Source organism: Actinoplanes sp. SE50/110 (genome assembly GCF_900119315.1).
In the GTDB taxonomy this organism is placed as follows: Bacteria; Actinomycetota; Actinomycetes; order Mycobacteriales; family Micromonosporaceae; genus Actinoplanes.
Map to the genome: position 1 here is coordinate 7,567,474 of NZ_LT827010.1, position 15,443 is coordinate 7,582,916.

The 15,443-nt window shown below is 73.1% G+C and carries 17 protein-coding genes and 1 pseudogene; 6 read left to right on the forward strand and 12 right to left on the reverse strand.

Going from position 1 to position 15,443, the window contains the following annotated elements:
• Nucleotides 1-253: 253 nt before the first annotated feature.
• The 6 genes from ACSP50_RS33795 to ACSP50_RS33820 form a co-directional block, all read right to left on the reverse strand.
• Complete coding sequence (locus ACSP50_RS33795) at nt 254-871, reverse strand: response regulator transcription factor (RefSeq protein ID WP_014693814.1); 618 nt, start codon at nt 869-871, stop codon at nt 254-256.
• Entirely contained in the window at nt 868-2,004 is a 1,137-nt protein-coding gene (locus ACSP50_RS33800; RefSeq protein WP_014693815.1) for a sensor histidine kinase, read from the reverse strand. Before ACSP50_RS33800 ends, ACSP50_RS33795 begins: the two co-directional genes overlap by 4 nt.
• Nucleotides 2,001-2,786: an ABC transporter permease gene (locus ACSP50_RS33805; protein WP_014693816.1), complete on the reverse strand. Its 786-nt coding sequence runs from the start codon at nt 2,784-2,786 to the stop codon at nt 2,001-2,003. The genes ACSP50_RS33800 and ACSP50_RS33805 overlap by 4 nt, the downstream gene beginning before the upstream one ends.
• Entirely contained in the window at nt 2,783-3,619 is an 837-nt protein-coding gene (locus ACSP50_RS33810) for an ABC transporter ATP-binding protein (protein WP_014693817.1), read from the reverse strand. The genes ACSP50_RS33805 and ACSP50_RS33810 overlap by 4 nt, the downstream gene beginning before the upstream one ends.
• An 82-nt stretch (nt 3,620-3,701) precedes the next feature.
• Entirely contained in the window at nt 3,702-4,469 is a 768-nt protein-coding gene (locus ACSP50_RS33815; RefSeq protein ID WP_014693818.1) for an ABC transporter permease, read from the reverse strand.
• Nucleotides 4,466-5,398: an ABC transporter ATP-binding protein gene (locus tag ACSP50_RS33820; RefSeq protein WP_014693819.1), complete on the reverse strand. Its 933-nt coding sequence runs from the start codon at nt 5,396-5,398 to the stop codon at nt 4,466-4,468. Before ACSP50_RS33820 ends, ACSP50_RS33815 begins: the two co-directional genes overlap by 4 nt.
• A 267-nt stretch (nt 5,399-5,665) precedes the next feature.
• On the opposite strand from ACSP50_RS33820, the gene rnhA reads away from it, so the two are divergent.
• Entirely contained in the window at nt 5,666-6,133 is a 468-nt protein-coding gene (gene rnhA / locus ACSP50_RS33825; RefSeq protein WP_043512708.1) for a ribonuclease HI, read from the forward strand.
• Nucleotides 6,134-6,177: 44 nt separating this feature from the next.
• On the opposite strand, the gene ACSP50_RS33830 is transcribed toward rnhA, so the two are convergent.
• Nucleotides 6,178-6,627, reverse strand: coding sequence for a MarR family winged helix-turn-helix transcriptional regulator (locus ACSP50_RS33830; protein ID WP_014693821.1), 450 nt, complete (start codon nt 6,625-6,627; stop codon nt 6,178-6,180).
• Between the two features lie 80 nt (nt 6,628-6,707).
• On the opposite strand from ACSP50_RS33830, the gene ACSP50_RS33835 reads away from it, so the two are divergent.
• Entirely contained in the window at nt 6,708-7,301 is a 594-nt protein-coding gene (locus ACSP50_RS33835; RefSeq protein WP_043512710.1) for a TIGR03086 family metal-binding protein, read from the forward strand.
• Between the two features lie 414 nt (nt 7,302-7,715).
• On the opposite strand, the gene ACSP50_RS33840 is transcribed toward ACSP50_RS33835, so the two are convergent.
• The 4 genes and pseudogenes from ACSP50_RS33840 to ACSP50_RS45260 all read right to left on the reverse strand — a co-directional run.
• Nucleotides 7,716-8,063 (reverse strand): MmcQ/YjbR family DNA-binding protein, encoded by a 348-nt coding sequence (locus ACSP50_RS33840; protein ID WP_014693823.1) that lies wholly within the window; start codon nt 8,061-8,063, stop codon nt 7,716-7,718.
• A gap of 36 nt (nt 8,064-8,099) precedes the next feature.
• The gene (locus ACSP50_RS42765) at nt 8,100-8,906 is read right to left on the reverse strand and encodes a hypothetical protein (protein ID WP_155123705.1); all 807 of its coding nucleotides are present in this window, start codon (nt 8,904-8,906) and stop codon (nt 8,100-8,102) included.
• 63 nt (nt 8,907-8,969) lie between these two features.
• Nucleotides 8,970-10,253 (reverse strand): helix-turn-helix transcriptional regulator, encoded by a 1,284-nt coding sequence (locus tag ACSP50_RS44925; RefSeq protein WP_014693825.1) that lies wholly within the window; start codon nt 10,251-10,253, stop codon nt 8,970-8,972.
• A 154-nt stretch (nt 10,254-10,407) separates the two neighbouring features.
• A pseudogene (locus ACSP50_RS45260) lies at nt 10,408-10,698 on the reverse strand (ATP-binding protein); the annotation flags it as partial.
• 124 nt (nt 10,699-10,822) lie between these two features.
• Between ACSP50_RS45260 and ACSP50_RS33860 the strand changes: the two are divergent.
• From ACSP50_RS33860 to ACSP50_RS33875, 3 genes are all read left to right on the forward strand, one after another.
• A complete protein-coding gene (locus tag ACSP50_RS33860) occupies nt 10,823-11,071 on the forward strand; it encodes an SCO4226 family nickel-binding protein (protein ID WP_014693826.1) in 249 nt (82 codons plus the stop codon).
• Nucleotides 11,072-11,517: 446 nt separating this feature from the next.
• On the forward strand, nt 11,518-12,762 hold the full coding sequence (locus tag ACSP50_RS33870; protein ID WP_014693827.1) for an ABC transporter substrate-binding protein: 1,245 nt from the start codon (nt 11,518-11,520) through the stop codon (nt 12,760-12,762).
• A complete protein-coding gene (locus ACSP50_RS33875) occupies nt 12,762-13,727 on the forward strand; it encodes a DNA polymerase domain-containing protein (protein WP_043512721.1) in 966 nt (321 codons plus the stop codon). The genes ACSP50_RS33870 and ACSP50_RS33875 overlap by 1 nt, the downstream gene beginning before the upstream one ends.
• Nucleotides 13,728-13,738: 11 nt before the next feature.
• Here ACSP50_RS33875 and ACSP50_RS33880 read toward each other — a convergent pair whose 3' ends face one another.
• Entirely contained in the window at nt 13,739-14,260 is a 522-nt protein-coding gene (locus tag ACSP50_RS33880) for a hypothetical protein (protein WP_014693829.1), read from the reverse strand.
• A gap of 124 nt (nt 14,261-14,384) precedes the next feature.
• Between ACSP50_RS33880 and ACSP50_RS33885 the strand changes: the two genes are divergently transcribed.
• On the forward strand, nt 14,385-15,440 hold the full coding sequence (locus ACSP50_RS33885; RefSeq protein ID WP_043512724.1) for a sensor histidine kinase: 1,056 nt from the start codon (nt 14,385-14,387) through the stop codon (nt 15,438-15,440).
• Nucleotides 15,441-15,443: the final 3 nt, after the last annotated feature.

Consider the following 15,443-nt stretch of genomic DNA (forward strand, 5'->3'; position numbering starts at 1 on the left):
GTCCAGGGCGATCACCGCGGCCCTTCACTGTCCGCGGGTGGCTGCGGTTCACCCCGAAAACCTCCCTGGCCGCGGCGTTGCGCCGCGCATCGGTGTCGCCCTTTCCGACCCGGCGGCGTCGTGCCGCGCATGGGTGTCGGATGGCAGCAGCTCGGCGCGTACCACCGGGCAGTGACCTCTCAACCCCCGCGACGTTGCGCCGCGCATCGGTGGTGAGGGGTGGCGGCCGCGCGGCGTACACCGGCAATCGGGTTCACAGAAGGTCGTGACGCATGGCGGTGGTCACGGCGGCGGTGCGGTCGGCGACGTCGAGCTTGTTGAAGACGCGGAGCAGGTGCGTCTTGACGGTCGCCTCGGAGATGAACAGGCGTCGGCCGATGTCGGCGTTGGTGAGGCCGGCCGCAACCAGTTTCAGCACCTCGGTCTCGCGGGCCGAAAGCGCCGGCGGAGCGGGTGTGCGAACCTGGCGGACCAGGGTCGACGCGACGCTCGGCGCGAGCACCGTCTCCCCGCGGGCGGCCGCCCGGACGGCGTCGGCGAGGTCGGCCGGCGACGCGTCCTTGAGCAGATAACCGCTGGCGCCGGCCTCGATCGCGCGCAGGATGTCACGATCGGACTCGTAGGTGGTCAGCACCATCACCCGGATGCCCGGGTCGCCGGCGAGGATCCGGCCGGTCGCCTCCACCCCGTCGGCGCCCGGCATCCGCAGGTCCATCAGCACGATGTCGGGGCGGTCCCGCAGCGCGATCTCCGCCCCCTCGGCGCCGTCCGACGCCTCGCCGATCACCGTGAGGTCCGGTTCCGCGTCGAGCATCCCCCGCAACCCCATCCGGACCACCGGGTGATCGTCGACCAGCAGAATCCGGATCATGCGGGAACCTCCAACTCGATCGTGGTGCCGGTGTCCGGGTCGCTGCGCACGGTCAGGGTGCCGCCCACCTGCTCGGCCCGCTGCCGCATGCCGGGCAGCCCGAAGCCGCCGTTCGTCGTGGTGTCGAAACCGCACCCGTCGTCGCGCACCACGACCCGCACCGACGACGGCGAATATGCCAGCAGCACCGCCGCCTCGTTCGCCCGGGCATGCCGCCGTACGTTGGTCAGCGCCTCCTGGGTGGCGCGCAGCAGCACCACCTCGATCGGCGTGGCCAGATCGCGCGGCTCCCCGGTGGTGCGGAAACTCGCGGCCAGCCCGGTCTCCTCGGTGAACCGGGCGGTCTGCCGCCGAACCGCGTCGGTCAGCCCGGCATCCAGCGCGGACGGCGACAGCGCGGCCACGATCGCCCGGCTCTCCGCCAAATTCTCCCGAGCGGTGCGGACCGCGAGCGCCAGCCGCTCGTCCCGCAGCTCCGGGTCGGACGCCTGGATCAGCGTGATGATGCTGGTGAAGCCCTGCGCCAGGGTGTCGTGGATCTCCCCGGCCAGCCGGGTCCGCTCGGCGGTCACCCCGGCCTCGTGGGACAGCCGGGCCACCTCGGCGCGGCTCTCCTCCAGCTCGGCGATCAGATTCGCCCGCTCGGTGCTCTGCCGGATCACCCGGATGATCCACAGCCCGAGCCAGACGCCGGACCCCGCGGAGATCGCCGAGATGACCAGGTCGGTCTTCAGGTTGCCGGTCCCGGCGGCCAGGTCGACCGCCGGCGGCACCAGCGTGACCAGCACCACCGCGCCGATCGCCAGGCGCACCGGGGCCAGTTGGAAGATCAGCGGGATCACCGCGAACAGCAGCCACGACGCCACCGGCGCGCTCGCCGCCGCCAGCATGAACAGCGCGACCTGCACCCCGAGCACCGCGATCGAGAACGGTCCGTCGGGTCCGCGCGCCGCCCGCCAGCCGACCGTGGCGTGCACGATCAGCATCGCCACGATCGCGGCGGCCGCGACCCCCCGATGCCCCGCCCCGGCGCCGGAGGTGACGACCGCGGCCGCGCCGGCGGCCGTGATCACGAAAAAGTAGGTGTCCCACCAGCGGGAATAGCGGGCGTGCACGGCCTCCGAGTCGGTCATCGGTCCTTGTCGCTCCACCGGAAGGTCACCAGGCACAGCGCCAATCCGATCACACACCACACACCGAGCACCACGGCGACCCGGCCCAGCTCCCATGCCCCGGCCGCCTCCAGCGACTTCATGCTGTCCGGGAGGAAGACGTACCGGAAGCCCTGGGCCATCCACTTGATCGGGAAGAACGAGGCCACGGTGATCAGCCAGGACGGCAGCTGGGTGATCGGATTGATGAACACCCCGGAGATGAACTGCAGCGCCACCACCGGCACGTTCAGGATCGCCCCGGCGCTGCGGGCATGCCTGACCACCGCGCTGACCGCGACGCCGAGCAGCGAGCAACAGGTCACCGACAGGATCATCAGCCAGGCGAAGGTCACCCAGTGGCTGGCCGGCGGCAGCGGCATGTCGAAGACGACCACGCCCACCAACAGGATCAGCGCCGCCTCGGCCACGCTCAAGGTCAATACCAGGATCAACTTCCCCATGAGGTACGACGTGACCGGCAACGGCGTACCCCGCAGCCGCTTCAGCGTGCCGTCCTCGCGGTCCAGCGCCAGCCCGGAGCCCATCGTCACGAACCCGGTGGTCAGCACCCCGTAGGCCAGCATGCTGGCGGTGTAGACCTGGGCCGCGCTCGCCCCGGCCCGGTCGTAGTCGTTGCCGAAGATCGTCCCGAACAGCAGCAGGAGCATCGCCGGGAACAGGAAGGTGAAGACGACCGCGGTCCGGTCCCGCAGGAACTGCAGCACCTCCACGTGGCCCCGGCCGAGACTCATCGAACTCATCGGTCGGCTCCGATCAGGGTCAGGTAGGTGTCTTCGAGGGTGGGGCGGGTGATCGTCAGGGTGCGCAGGTCCGCACCGGTCGCGACCAGCTCCCGGATCAGATCGCTGGGGTCGGCGACCTGTTCGGTGCGGGTCCGCCCGTCCTGCTGCCAGGACACCCGGGCCCCGGCCGCGGCCCGGCCGCCGAGCGTCGCCGGGGTGCCCTCGGCCACGATCCGCCCGTCGGCCAGCACCGCCAGCCGGTCGGCGAGCGCTTCCGCCTCGTCCAGATAGTGGGTGGTGAGCAGGATGGTGGTGCCGTCCCCGGCCAGCGCCCGGATCAGCTCCCAGAACTGCCGCCGCGCCGCCGGGTCGAAACCGGTCGTCGGCTCGTCCAGGAACAGCAGTTCGGGCCGCCCCACGATGCCCAGCGCCACATCGACCCGGCGCCGCTGCCCACCGGACAGTGTCCGGATCCTGCTGTTCTGCTTGGCGGTCAGCCCGACCAGCTCGATCACCTCGTCGGCCGGGCGCGGCTGCGGGTAGAACCCGGCCACATGCCGCACCATCTCGCGCACCGTGAGGTCGGCGGCGTCATCGGCGTCCTGCAACACGATCCCGATCCGGGCCCGCCAGCCACGCCCCGCCGTGCCCGGGTCCTCCCCGAGCACCCGCACGTTGCCGCCGTCGCGCCGGCGATGCCCCTCCAGGATCTCGACCGTGGTCGTCTTACCCGCCCCGTTCGGCCCGAGCAGCGCGAAGATCTCCCCGCGGCCGACCGCCAGGTCGATGCCGCGGACCGCTTCCTTGTCCCGATAGGTTTTGCGGAGGCTCGACACCTCTATCGCTTCCATGCCGACGATCGTCCCGTTCCGGGCACCTGCGGCGCGACGACCACGCGGGCGTCATCGGCTGTCCACCGATCGATGGACGCGCCTACTCCCAGCGGAAGCTGCGGGCGGCCGCGGTCAGCCAGACCACCGCCCACGTGGCCAGGGCCAGCCAGATCGACAGCGGGATGCTCGCCCCGTTCATCAGCGTGTCGCGCAGCGCCTGGGCGTGCGCGGCCAGCGGCAGCAGGAACCATCCCGCCGTCCCCAGGTCGGGCGCGGCGAACATGATCCCGCCGACCGACAGCATCAGCACGTAGATCAGTGTGGCCGCACCCGTCGTCGTCTCCGGTTTCAGCACGCTGGCCAGCAGCAGGGCCAGACCGCTGTACCCGGCCGCGGCCAGCACGGTCACCCCGGCCGCGGGCAGGACCTCGGCGAGGTCGGGACGCCAGCCGACCAGCACCCCGACCAGCCCGAGGAACAGCACCTGCAGCACGATCTGCACCAGCACCGCCGCCGTCTTGGCCAGCAGCAGGCCGGGCCGGGTCAGCGGGGAGGCGCCGAGCCGCTTGAGCACCCCGTAACTCCGCTCGTAACCGGTGGTGATCGCCTGGCCGGTGAACGCCGTCGACATCACGGTCAGCGCCAGCACCCCCGGCACCACGAAGCCGAGCCGGTCGCCGGTCGGCAGGTTCGTCGCATGGGTCAGCCCGGCGCCGAGCAGCACCAGCAGCGGCACCCCCATGGCCAGCACCACCGCCTCGCCCCGGCGGGCGGTGAGCAGCAGCTCCATCCGGATCTGCCGGCTGATGACGGTACGCATCGACGCCCGCCCGGGCGCCGGCGTGAAAGTCCCGGTCGCGACGCTCATCGGGTGGCTCCCACCGTGCTCTGGTTACCGGTCAGGGACAGGTAGACATCCTCCAGCGTGCGCCGGCGGCTGCTCACCGCGGTGACGTGCGCGTCCGCCGCGGCGAACCAGCCCAGCACGTCGGCCAGCGCGCGGGTGTCCAGCGCGCCGGTGATCGCATACTCCCCCGGCGACGTCTCCACCACCTCGTGCCGCGCCCTCAGGGAGGTCAGCTCGAGGCCCGCGTCGGCGCGGACCTCCAACAGGTCGATCCCGGCCGCCGCGGTCAGCTCGGCCGGCGTGCCGGTCGCCGCCACCTCGCCGGACCGCATGATCACCACATCGTCGGCCAGCCGCTCCGCCTCGTCGAGCAGGTGCGTGGTCAGCAGCACCGAGACACCGTCGGCGCGCAACTCCTCGATCAGCTGCCAGGTGGTGTGCCGGGCCTCGGTGTCCATTCCGGCGGTCGGCTCGTCCAGGAAGACCAGTTCGGGCCGCCCGACCAGGGCCACCGCGAGGCTCAGCCGCTGCTGCTCGCCCCCGGAGAGCCGGCGGAACCGGGTGCGTTCCACCTTCCGCAGGCCGAGCCGGTCGAGCAGCATGCCGGTGTCGAGCGGGTTGGCCGCGAACGAGGCGAACAGCCGCAGGATCTCCCCCGCGGCCGCCCACGGGTAGACCCCGCCGGACTGCAGCATGATCCCGAGCCGCGGCATCAGCGCGTCATGCTCGGCGATCGGATCCATGCCCAGGATCCGGGCCGTGCCCGCATCCGGTTTCCGGAACCCCTCACACACCTGCAGCAGGCTCGTCTTCCCGGCGCCGTTGTGCCCGAGCAGCGCCAGCACCCGCCCGCGCCGGGCGTCCAGCGACACCCCTTTGACGGCCGTCGTGTCGCCGTAGCGCACCACGACGTCCCGTATCTCCACCGCGGCCACGTCGCCACCCACCATGAGCTCCGCCCATCCGATCCGCCTCCGGCCACCTTACGGCGGCCCCGGCCGCACACCGCCCGGGGCAGCCCTGGCATGGCATCCCTCACTCGGCAACCCTCAGCCTCCACCCCGTCCACCGTCTCGCGCCGCCGGGCCTGCTCTCCCCGTGCCGGCCACCCTTCTCCTTCGGACCGGGCGGCGCGTCCCACCAGGGCTCCCCCGTCCCGTACCGCCGACCGGTCGCGCTCCGTTCCGCCGGCCGGCGGTTTCGGTATGGTTCGCGGCATGGGTGACCACAGCCGCATCGTCGAGATCTACACCGACGGCGCCTGCGTGCCGAACCCCGGGCCCGGTGGCTGGGGCGCGGTCCTCCGCTGGGGCCGCTCGGAGAAGGACCTCTGCGGCGGCGAGGCCACCCCGACCACCAACAACCGGATGGAGCTGACGGCTCCGATCCGGGCCCTCGAAACGTTGAACCGCGCCCCGCTCACCGTCGACATCTACACCGACAGCGTCTACGTCCGGGACGGCATCACCAAGTGGCTGCCCCGCTGGGCCGCCAACGGCTGGCAGACCGCCGCCCGCCAGCCGGTCAAGAACGTCGACCTGTGGCAACGCCTCGACGCCGCGGTCCGGCGCCACGAAGTCCGCTGGCACTGGGTCAAAGGCCACGCCGGCCACCCGGAGAACGAACGAGCCGACCGCCTCGCCGCCCGAGGCCTCCAGGAAGCCGTAGCCGCCGCAAAGCTCTGACCGGCCCCCACCGGCAGGCCCCGCCCGGCGGAGCGAACCTCGCCTCAGCCGCTGGGCTGAACCGATCGGAGGCCGTTCCCGTCCGGGCGGCGGGCCAGAATCGCCAGCACCCGCAGGAACGTTTCGCGGTCGGCGGCCGGCAGTTCGTCGAGCAGTTCGTCCTCAGCGGCGCGGATCTCGGCCTGTACCGCGCGGTGCAGCCGCTGACCGGATCCGGTCAGGGCGAGCAGGCGGACGCGGCGGTCGGCCGGGTCGGGTTCGCGGTCGATGAGGCTGCGCTGCTGCAGGTCGTCGAGGATCGGGATGAGGCGGGTCTTGTCCGCTCCGATACCGGTGGCGAGCGCGGCCTGGGTGCGGATCGCGTTTTCGGCCAGGGCGTTCAGGACGACGTAGCCCCACATGGACACCCCGTGCCGGGCCAGGATCGGCTGTTCCATCGCGATCAGGCGCCGGCCGAGCCGCGCGGCCATCGCGCCGAGGTCGTCCCTTTCCACCAGCGCAGCTTGCCATGGCCGCGGCGGGCCGTTTCCGGCAACCTCTTGACGGATCGTACGCGGCGGTAGATCGTAATCATGTGCATACGACTATTAAGGATCTTCGCCCGATCCACGCCGAGGCGGTCCGCGCGACCGTGGACCTCGTCGCGCGGGCGACCGTCGAGGATCTACGGCGTTCGACCCCGTGCGCCGGCTGGGATCTGGCCACGCTGCTCGGGCACATGACGGCGCAGCACCGCGGCTTCGCCGCGGCGGCCCGGGGCAACGGGTGGGATCTTTCGCACTGGGCTGCGGCTCCGGCCGGCGCCGACTTCGATGCGCGGTACGCCGAGGCCGCCGCCGACGTCGTCGCAGCCTTCGCCGCCCCGGGCGCCCTGGACCGCCCCGTGCATCTGCCGGAGTTCACAGCCGACCGCACGTTCCCCTGCCACCTGGCCCTGACCTTCCACCTGGTCGACTACGTCGTGCACGGCTGGGATGTGGCCCGCACACTGGATCTGCCCTACCACCCGGGCCCGGCCGTCCTCGCCGCCACCGTCCCGATCGCCCGCGCCGTCCCCGACGACGCCGCCCGCCTGGCCCCGGGCGCCGCCTTCGCCCCGGCGCTGCCGGTCCCGCCGTCCGCCGACCCTCTCACCGAAATCCTGCTGCTCCTCGGCCGCCGCCCATGAACCGCCCCTGCCGGCGCCCAAGCCCGACCTGAGACCGACCCTCACCCACGAGCAAGCCCGCCCAGGCACAGGCCCGACCTGAGACCAGCCTCCACGCAGAAGCAGGCCCGCCCCGACACAAGCCCGACCCGAGACAGCCCCCACCCGAAAGCAAGCCCGCCCCGACACATGCCCGACCGATGCCCAGGCCAGTGGACGAACCGACTCGACCGGACCAGCGAAGCCGGTCGGGCGGAGGCTGGGAAGCCGTAACGAGGCTCGGCCGACAGCGACGACAAGACCGGGCAGCCAGCCGGGGCGCGCGGTGACGGCACAGCGGTCCAGGCAGGTGCAACCGACGACCGGGGAGGCGGGGCGGGCGGCGCAGCGGGGCGGGCCGAACGACGGACGGAGCAGGGAGGACCGGGGCGGGAGTCAGGCCAGGCGTGGCAGGTAGGCGGTCCACACCTTTTTCGGCACGCACATCCGCCACGCCTCCAGCACCAGCTCGGTCATCTCCTGCTCGTCGAGGTGCGCCAGGTAGGCCTGCACCCAGTTGAACCGCAGGTCGGACTCGCGGGGCAGGTGGAACGTCACCGGATCGGCGGCGATCAGCGCGTCGCGCTCCTGTCGGGGATAGCCGAAGCCCATGATCGTCTCGTCGCGGGAGAACGCGACATACACGATTTTGCCCACCCGGAACTTCACCCTGTCCCGGATCAGGTGTTCGGTGCTTCGTGGCAGGTCCCGGGCGACCCGCCGCACATCATCGACGGTGACCATGCCGGGAACCTATCCCCGGGGTATGACAGAAACCCCTCACAGTCCCCGCGGCCGCGGCACCGACGGCCGCCCGCCCTGATCTGATTCGGACGGATCGGTGGTTTCACCGGATGACCGGGGTACCCGGGCTCGGGCCACCCGGTCGGCGGCGAGTTTGTAGGTGGCCGCCTGCACGAGTTCGTCCGGCACGGTGTGCCGGCCGGCCCCTTCCCGCGGCGCCGGGGTGTCCGTCTCGCCCGCCGTGGAGACGTAGTGCCGGGCGCGTGGCACCGGCGGCGGCGAGACGGTCTCCTCGGCGCCCCACCGCGGATCGGGCAGCGACGAGTAGTGCACCCCGCCCTCAGCCGCCGGCTCCGGAAGGCCCGGCACGACGATGGGTTCCGGAGCCGGGAACGACACACCTGCGGCGGGCCCCCCGGAGGCAGCCACCCCGGAGGAGGGCACACCGGAAGAGGGCACACCGGCGAGGGGCGCTTCGGCAGAGGCACCGGTGGAGACCGGCTGGGGCATCCCGGAAACGGCAACAGGACCGGCAGCAGCAGAAGCGGGAGCGGAAACAGGAGCAGGAGCGGCCGGCGAAGAGGAGACCGGAGCAACGGACGGATCAGGCGGCGACACCACCGCGGAGGCCCGCACCGCCCCCCGCCCCCGCCGCCGCCCCGCCACCCGGGCCGCCATGCTGAACACGCTGCGGGCCGCGTGGTCATACCCGTCCCGGTACGCCTCCGCCCGGTCCGCCCCGCCCTCCCGCCGTTCGTGCCACCGCCCCAGCGCATATCCCACGCAGCCCACGAACGCGCTGAGCAGGACGAGCAGGATGACAGTGTTCCCCGGAACGCTCATGCCGGAGATTGTGCTTTCGCGATAGACCACGAGCTATGGCCCGTTCGACGGACCACGATGGAATTAACTCGAAGCCTCAACCGTCGCCAGCCATCCGGCGATCTGGGTGCGCCGGGTCACCCCGAGTTTGGTCCGGATGTGCTCGACGTGCGCGGCGACGGTCCGCGGCGAGATCACCAGGGTGCCGGCGATCTCCCGGTCGGTGCGTCCGGCGGCGACCAGCCGGGCGACCTCCAGCTCGCGCGTGGTCAGCGGCGACGTGCCGGCGGTCCCGGTGGGACTGATCGACCAGCCGGCCGGCACCGGTCCGCCCCAGGTGGTCCAGGCGGCGGCGACCAGCCGGGCGGCTTCGCCGGGGCGCCGGGACCGGTGGGCGCACCGCGCCTGGTCGAGCAGCGCGCCGGTGTTCTCCCAGACCCGCCGCCGGCCGGCCCAGAATTCACCCGCCCGTTCGAGGGACGTGCGGGCCTTTCCGGTCTGGCCTTCGGCGAGGTGGATGAGTCCCCGGGCATGGTCGACGGCGCCGAGGGTGCCGGGGATCCGGCGGTCGCCGAGCAGCGCGCCGGTGCGGGCGACCCATTCGCGGGCCCGGGTGGGACCGCTGGCGGCCAGGTAGGCCCGGGTGCCGGTGACGACGTACGGAAAGAGGTAGGCGGCGTCGTGGACGGCGGCCGACGCCGCGTAGCCGTCCTCGCACCGGGCGATCGCCGCGTCCGGGTCGTTCTCCAGGAGCGCGAGTTCGGCGAGTCCCCACCAGGCGGGTGAGACCCGCTGCAGTTCGCGCATGCCGCTGCCGAGCTCGGCGGCTTCCCGCAGTTGGGTGCGGGCGGCGACGGGGTCGGTGGGCAGGGCGGCGTAGCCGAGGACGTGCAGCGCGGTGATCCGGGTGGTGATGCCACCACGCCCGTCGGCGAGGGCGGCCCGGGCCTGGGCGGCGGCGCCGGTGAAGTCGCCGGTGGCCCAGCGGACGTGGGCCAGGTGCGCGGCCATGTAGTGCCGGTCGTTGCAGCGTTCGACCCGTTCGGCGTAGGCGATGCCGGCGGCCAGCCAGCGCTCCGCGCGGTCGTATTCGACCAGCACCGAGGCGGAGGAGCCGAGCATCCGGTAGGCGCGGGCGGCTTCGCGTTCGTGGTTGCCGGCGACGGCCCGGGCGATCACCGCTTCGAGCAGGCCGATGCCTTCGTCGAGCCGGCCGTGGAAGAGCAGGACCGAGCCGACGGTGGCGTCCAGGTCGTCGTTGTCCCCGAGGATCGTGCGGGCCCGCTGCCCGTGGTCGAGGGCTTCGGTGAGCCGGCGGTCCAGCATGTACGCCGCGGCCAGTGCCGCGTGCAGCCGGGCCACCACCACGCCGGTCGCGTCCGGCAGCCCGGCGCGCAGGGCGGCGGTGCGCTGGTCGCGGGCAGGCGGCGACGAGTTCGATCATCTCGACCAGGTCGGCGACCAGCAGCCGCCGATGCCGGTCCGGGTCGCCGCCGGCGCCCTCGCGCAGCCGGTCGAGGAGCCGGGTGCCGGTCGCCGCGGTGGCCGGGTCGCGGCGCAGCCCGGCGCCGAGGTCGGCGAGCAGGCCGGCGGCCACCTCCAGGTCGCCGGGCATGGCGGCGGCGCCGATCACCGCGAATCCGGCGGCGGTGGCGCGGCCGCTGATCTCGCGGAGCAGGCGGGTCTTGCCGATCCCCGCCTCGCCGGCCAGCAGGAGCAGCTCGCCGGCGCCGGCGGCGGCTTCGGTGTGCCGGCGCCCGGCGAGGTCCAGCTGGTCGCTCCGTCCGACCAGGACGGGACTGGTGAGGGCCACAGCGGAACTTTAGGGGCGGCCGGCCGGCTTCCTAGGTGTTATGACCGATGTCCGACGGGCCGGCGCCGGGCACGCTGAGCGGGTCAGTTCCGCCACATGGGACGTACCGCGAGGGGATCTACCGATGGCGAAGTTCATGGACGTCCACGACGGCTTCTTCGGCGTCACCGCCCAGCAGTTGAACGCCGCGCACGACGCCGACCTCAAGATCGAGGGTGAGGAGGGCGTGCACTTCGAGCGCGCCTGGCTGGACCCCGAGGCCGGCAAGGTGTTCTGCCTGAGCACCGGTCCGAGCAAGGAGGCCGTGATGCGCGTGCACGAGCGCGCCGGCCACCCCACCACCCAGGTCTTCGAGCTCACCGCCGAGGTCTGAGGGGGTCCCGCCGGGGCGCGGTGCCGCTTTTGGGGGCCGGTCCGCGCTCCGGCGGGATGACACGATCACCGAGTACGCCGTGCGCACCACAGCATCGGTAAAGAGCTGATCCGCTCCTGGCTGGGCAGCCCGGCCGCGCGCGCCGAGCCGTGGGGCACCCGCGCGTTCGCCACCGACGCCTGGCTGCGCAGCATCGTTGCTCGGGCTGGCCCGCCGGTGCGGTGCCCGTCCGGGTCCGCCGATGCGGCGCGGCCCGGGCATTGCGCGCGGTCAAGGCGGTGGGCTGGCCACGGCGTACGGCAACCGTCTCGCTCTCACCGTGATGACCGTGACGTACGCATCGGCCGGTCTGATCGTCCTGGCCGGGCCGTTCCGCGGTCGGCGGGATCTCCCGGAGCCCGCCGTGGGTCCGGCGCTTTCCACCGTTCGGTAATACTCTGGGCGGCATGCGTAAGGTCGCCGTGTTCGCCGTGGCCGCGCTGCTGACCGTCGCCGCCTGCACCTCCGCCGACCACGACGAGCCCGCGCCGCGCACCGTCGAGGTCTTCACCTGGTGGACCGAGGGTGGGGAGAAGGCCGGGCTGGACGCGCTGGTCGGCCGGTTCACCGCGGACTGCCCGGGCCAGCGGTTCCGCAACGGTGCGGTGGCCGGCGGCGCCGGGGTGAACGCGAAGCAGGAGCTGACCCGGCGGATGGCCCGGCACGACCCGCCGGACACCTTCCAGGCGCACGCCGGTGCCGAGCTCACCGACTACATCGACGCCGGCCAGGTGGAGGATCTGACCTCCTACTACACCGCGTGGAACCTGCGCGGCGTGCTGCCCGCCGGCCTGGTCGACGACCTGACCGTGCGCGGCCGGATCTACTCGATCCCGGTCGGGGTGCACCGGGCCAACGTGGTCTGGAGCAACCCGGCGGTGCTCGCCCGGGCCGGCATCACCGGCACACCCGGGGACCTGCCCGCCCTGCTGGCCGACCTCGGCCGGCTCCGGGCCGCCGGGGTGGAGGCACCACTCGCGGTGGGCCGCGACTGGACCCAGCTGATGCTGCTGGAGGCGGTGCTGATCAGCGATCTGGGCGCGCAACGGTTCGCCGGGCTGTTCACCGGCGCCACCTCGTGGGGCGACGCGCTGGTAACCCGGGCGATCGCCGACTTCGCCACCCTGCTCACGTTCGCCAACGCCGACCGGGACACCCTCGACTGGCCGCAGGCCGAGCGGCTGCTGATCGACGGCAAGGCGGGTTATCAGCTGATGGGCGACTGGGAGGCGGCCGACCTGGCGGCCAAGGGGGCCACCGACTACCGCTGGTTCACCTTCCCCGGCAACGGCAGGACCTTCCAGTGGCTGGCCGACTCGTTCACGATGGCGACCGGCGCGCCCAACATCAGCGGCACCGAGTGCTGGTTGAAAACGGTCAGCTCGGCGGCCGGGCAGCAGGCGTTCAACAGCGTGAAGGGCTCGATCCCGGCCCGCACCGACATCCCGGCCGCGGATTTCTCGCCCTACCAGCGCTCGGCGATGGCGGATTGGAGGTCGGCCACCCCGGTCCCGTCCTGCGCGCACGGTTCGGCCTGCTCGCAGCCCTGGCAGGCGGCCATCACCAAGGCCCTCGACGGGTACACCACCGGCCACGACCGCAAGGCTCTGCAGGCCGCGCTGGTCCGGGCCGCCGCGCAGTTCCTGCGATGATGGCGGGCATGGCTGAGGAGCGCGACGGAGTCCCGCTGACCAATCTGGATCAGGAGATCTTCCCGGCGGCGGGCGCCACCAAGCGGGATCTGATCGACTATCTGGACGCGATGTCCGCCCGGCTGCTGCCGGTGCTGCGGGACCGGCCGCTGTCGGTGATCCGGGTGCTCCGCGGGCAGGACCGGTTCATGCAGAAGAACCTGCCGAAATACACGCCGGACTGGGTGCCGCGGACCACGGTCTGGGCGGAGGCCTCGCATCGCGAGGTCACCTACGCGCTCGGCAACGACCGGCGCACCCTGCTGTGGCTCGGCAACCAGCGGGCCGTCGAGCTGCACCCGGCGCTGGCGCTGGCCTCCGCCCCGCACCGGCAGACCCACCTGATCATGGATCTGGACCCGCCGGAGGACGACGGCTTCCCGGCCGCGGTGGCGGCGGCGCGGCTGGTCCGGCAGGCCCTGGCCGAGGCCGGGCTGAGCGGTGCGGTGAAGACCAGCGGCTCCAAGGGGGTGCACGTCTTCGTCCCACTGGCCGGCGACCCGGCACCCGAGGACGTCGCCGCGGCGCAGCGGGCCGTGGCGGCCCGCGCCGAGCGGATCGACCCGGTGCTGGCCACCACCGCGTTCATCCGCGAGGACCGGCACGGCCGGGTGTTCCTGGACGCGACCCGGGCCGGCGGGGCGACCGTGGCGGCCGCCTACAGCCCGCGGATCCGGCCGGGGGTGCCGGTGTCGTTCCCGGTCGCCTGGGACGAGCTGGACGGTGTGACCCCGGCCGACTTCACCATCCACACCGCGCCGGCGCTGCTGCGGGACGACGATCCGTGGGCGGCCGCGATGCCGGCGCCGCAACCGCTGGACGCCGGGCTGATCGCCGAGGGGCACACCATCCCGGTGGCCCGGGTGCAGGCCATGCACGAGGGTAAACGCCGGGCCAAGGCGCGCCGCGAGAGCGCGACGGACTGAGGCGCCGGGCTTCAGGAGACCAGGGCGCTCCAGAACGGGACGGTGGGGCGCACCCGCCGGTCGGCCGGCCGGCCGAGACCGAACTCGCGGTGCAGCCAGTCGCCGATGTCGGCGCCGTAACACAGCACGTCGGTCTGGTAGATCGACAGCACCGGATGCCCGGGGATCGCCGCCGGCAGGTAGCGGTGGGCGTAGAGGGGGATCATCCGGGGCGCGATCATCAGGCCGGCGCGGGCGGTGGCGACGCGGTCGCCGAACGGGGCGCCCCACCCCTCGTACCAGAAATCATTCTCGGCCACGTCGAACAGGACGCCCTCGACCGGCGCGATCAGCGCCGAGCGCAGCGCGGTCCGGTCGGCGCCGCGCCAGTCGGGCCAGCCGATGCCGGTGGGCAGGCCGGCCGCGAGGAACGCGCGGTGGTCGGGCGCGAAGGTGAAACCGAACTCGGCTTCCAGGTCGGTGAACTCACGATCGGTCAGGCCGGGGGCGATCGGGAAGCGTCCCGAGGCGGCGAGCAGTTCCGCGGCGGTCACTCGATTACCTTATCGAGGCAGACGGCATACATCGAACGGTGTAGCTCGTACGCGGGAGGCGTCCATGCGGGTGACAGCGGCCGGACGACGCGGTGGACCGGCCGCCGCCCCTAGCGTCCTGACCATGAACTTCGTCTATCTCGGCGCCGCCGCGACGCTGGTCGGCGTGCCGGCCGGCCTCGCCATGACCGACGGCAACAAACAGAGTGTGATGACCGTCTCACTAGCCGTCCTGCTGGCCCTGCTGGTCCTGGCGGCCCGCCGCCTGCCCCGCACCACGCTGGTCGTCTCGGTACTGACCGTCACCGCCTTCCACTCGGCCGCGCTGACCACGGCCGGCTGGGTGTGGCCGGCCACCGCGGCGCTGGTGCTGACCGTGCTGGCCGGTCGCCCGCGTACCGCCGTGGTCGTGGCCTCGGTCCTGCTGTCGTTCGGCGCCGGCTGGGACTGGGCGGTCACCCGCCACGGCTCCGGCTGGGTCTTCGCGCAGGTCGGCGGCGAGATGCTGTGGACCGGGGCGGTGATCGCCGCGGCGCTCGCCTGGCGCAACTCGGTCCGCTGGCGGGAGCTGGAGATCAGCCGGCGGCGGGTCGAGGAGCGCGTGGAGATCGCCCGCGACCTGCACGACGTCGTCTCGCACACGCTCGCCGTGGTCGGCGTGCACCTGAACGTGGCGCTGGACGCCTTCGACGAGGACCCGGAGGAGGCGCGCGCCTCGCTGCGGCTCGCCCAGGAGGTCCGCGGCCGGGCGATGAACGACCTGAAGTCGCTGGTCGGCGTGCTGCGTGCGGGCGCCCTGCCGAGCCTGGCCGGGCTGGAGCCGCTGGCCGAGCAGGTGCGCGCGGCCGGGCTGCGGGTGTCGCTGACCGAGGTCGGCGACCCGGTGGAGGTGCCGGCGCCGGTGGCCGGGGCGGTCTACCGGGTGGTGCAGGAGGCGCTGACCAACACCGTCCGGCACGCCGGCGCCACCACCGCGACGGTGACGATCCGGTACGCGCCGGACGGTGTGCTGGTCGACGTGCGCGACGACGGGACGCCCGGCGGGCCGATCACCGACGGGCACGGGATCGCCGGGATGCGGGAGCGGGTCGCGGCGCTCGGCGGGGCGCTGACCGCCGGACCCGCGGACGGCGGTTTCGCGGTCCGTGCCACCCTGCCGTGCACCGAGCCGAAGGACTGAGAG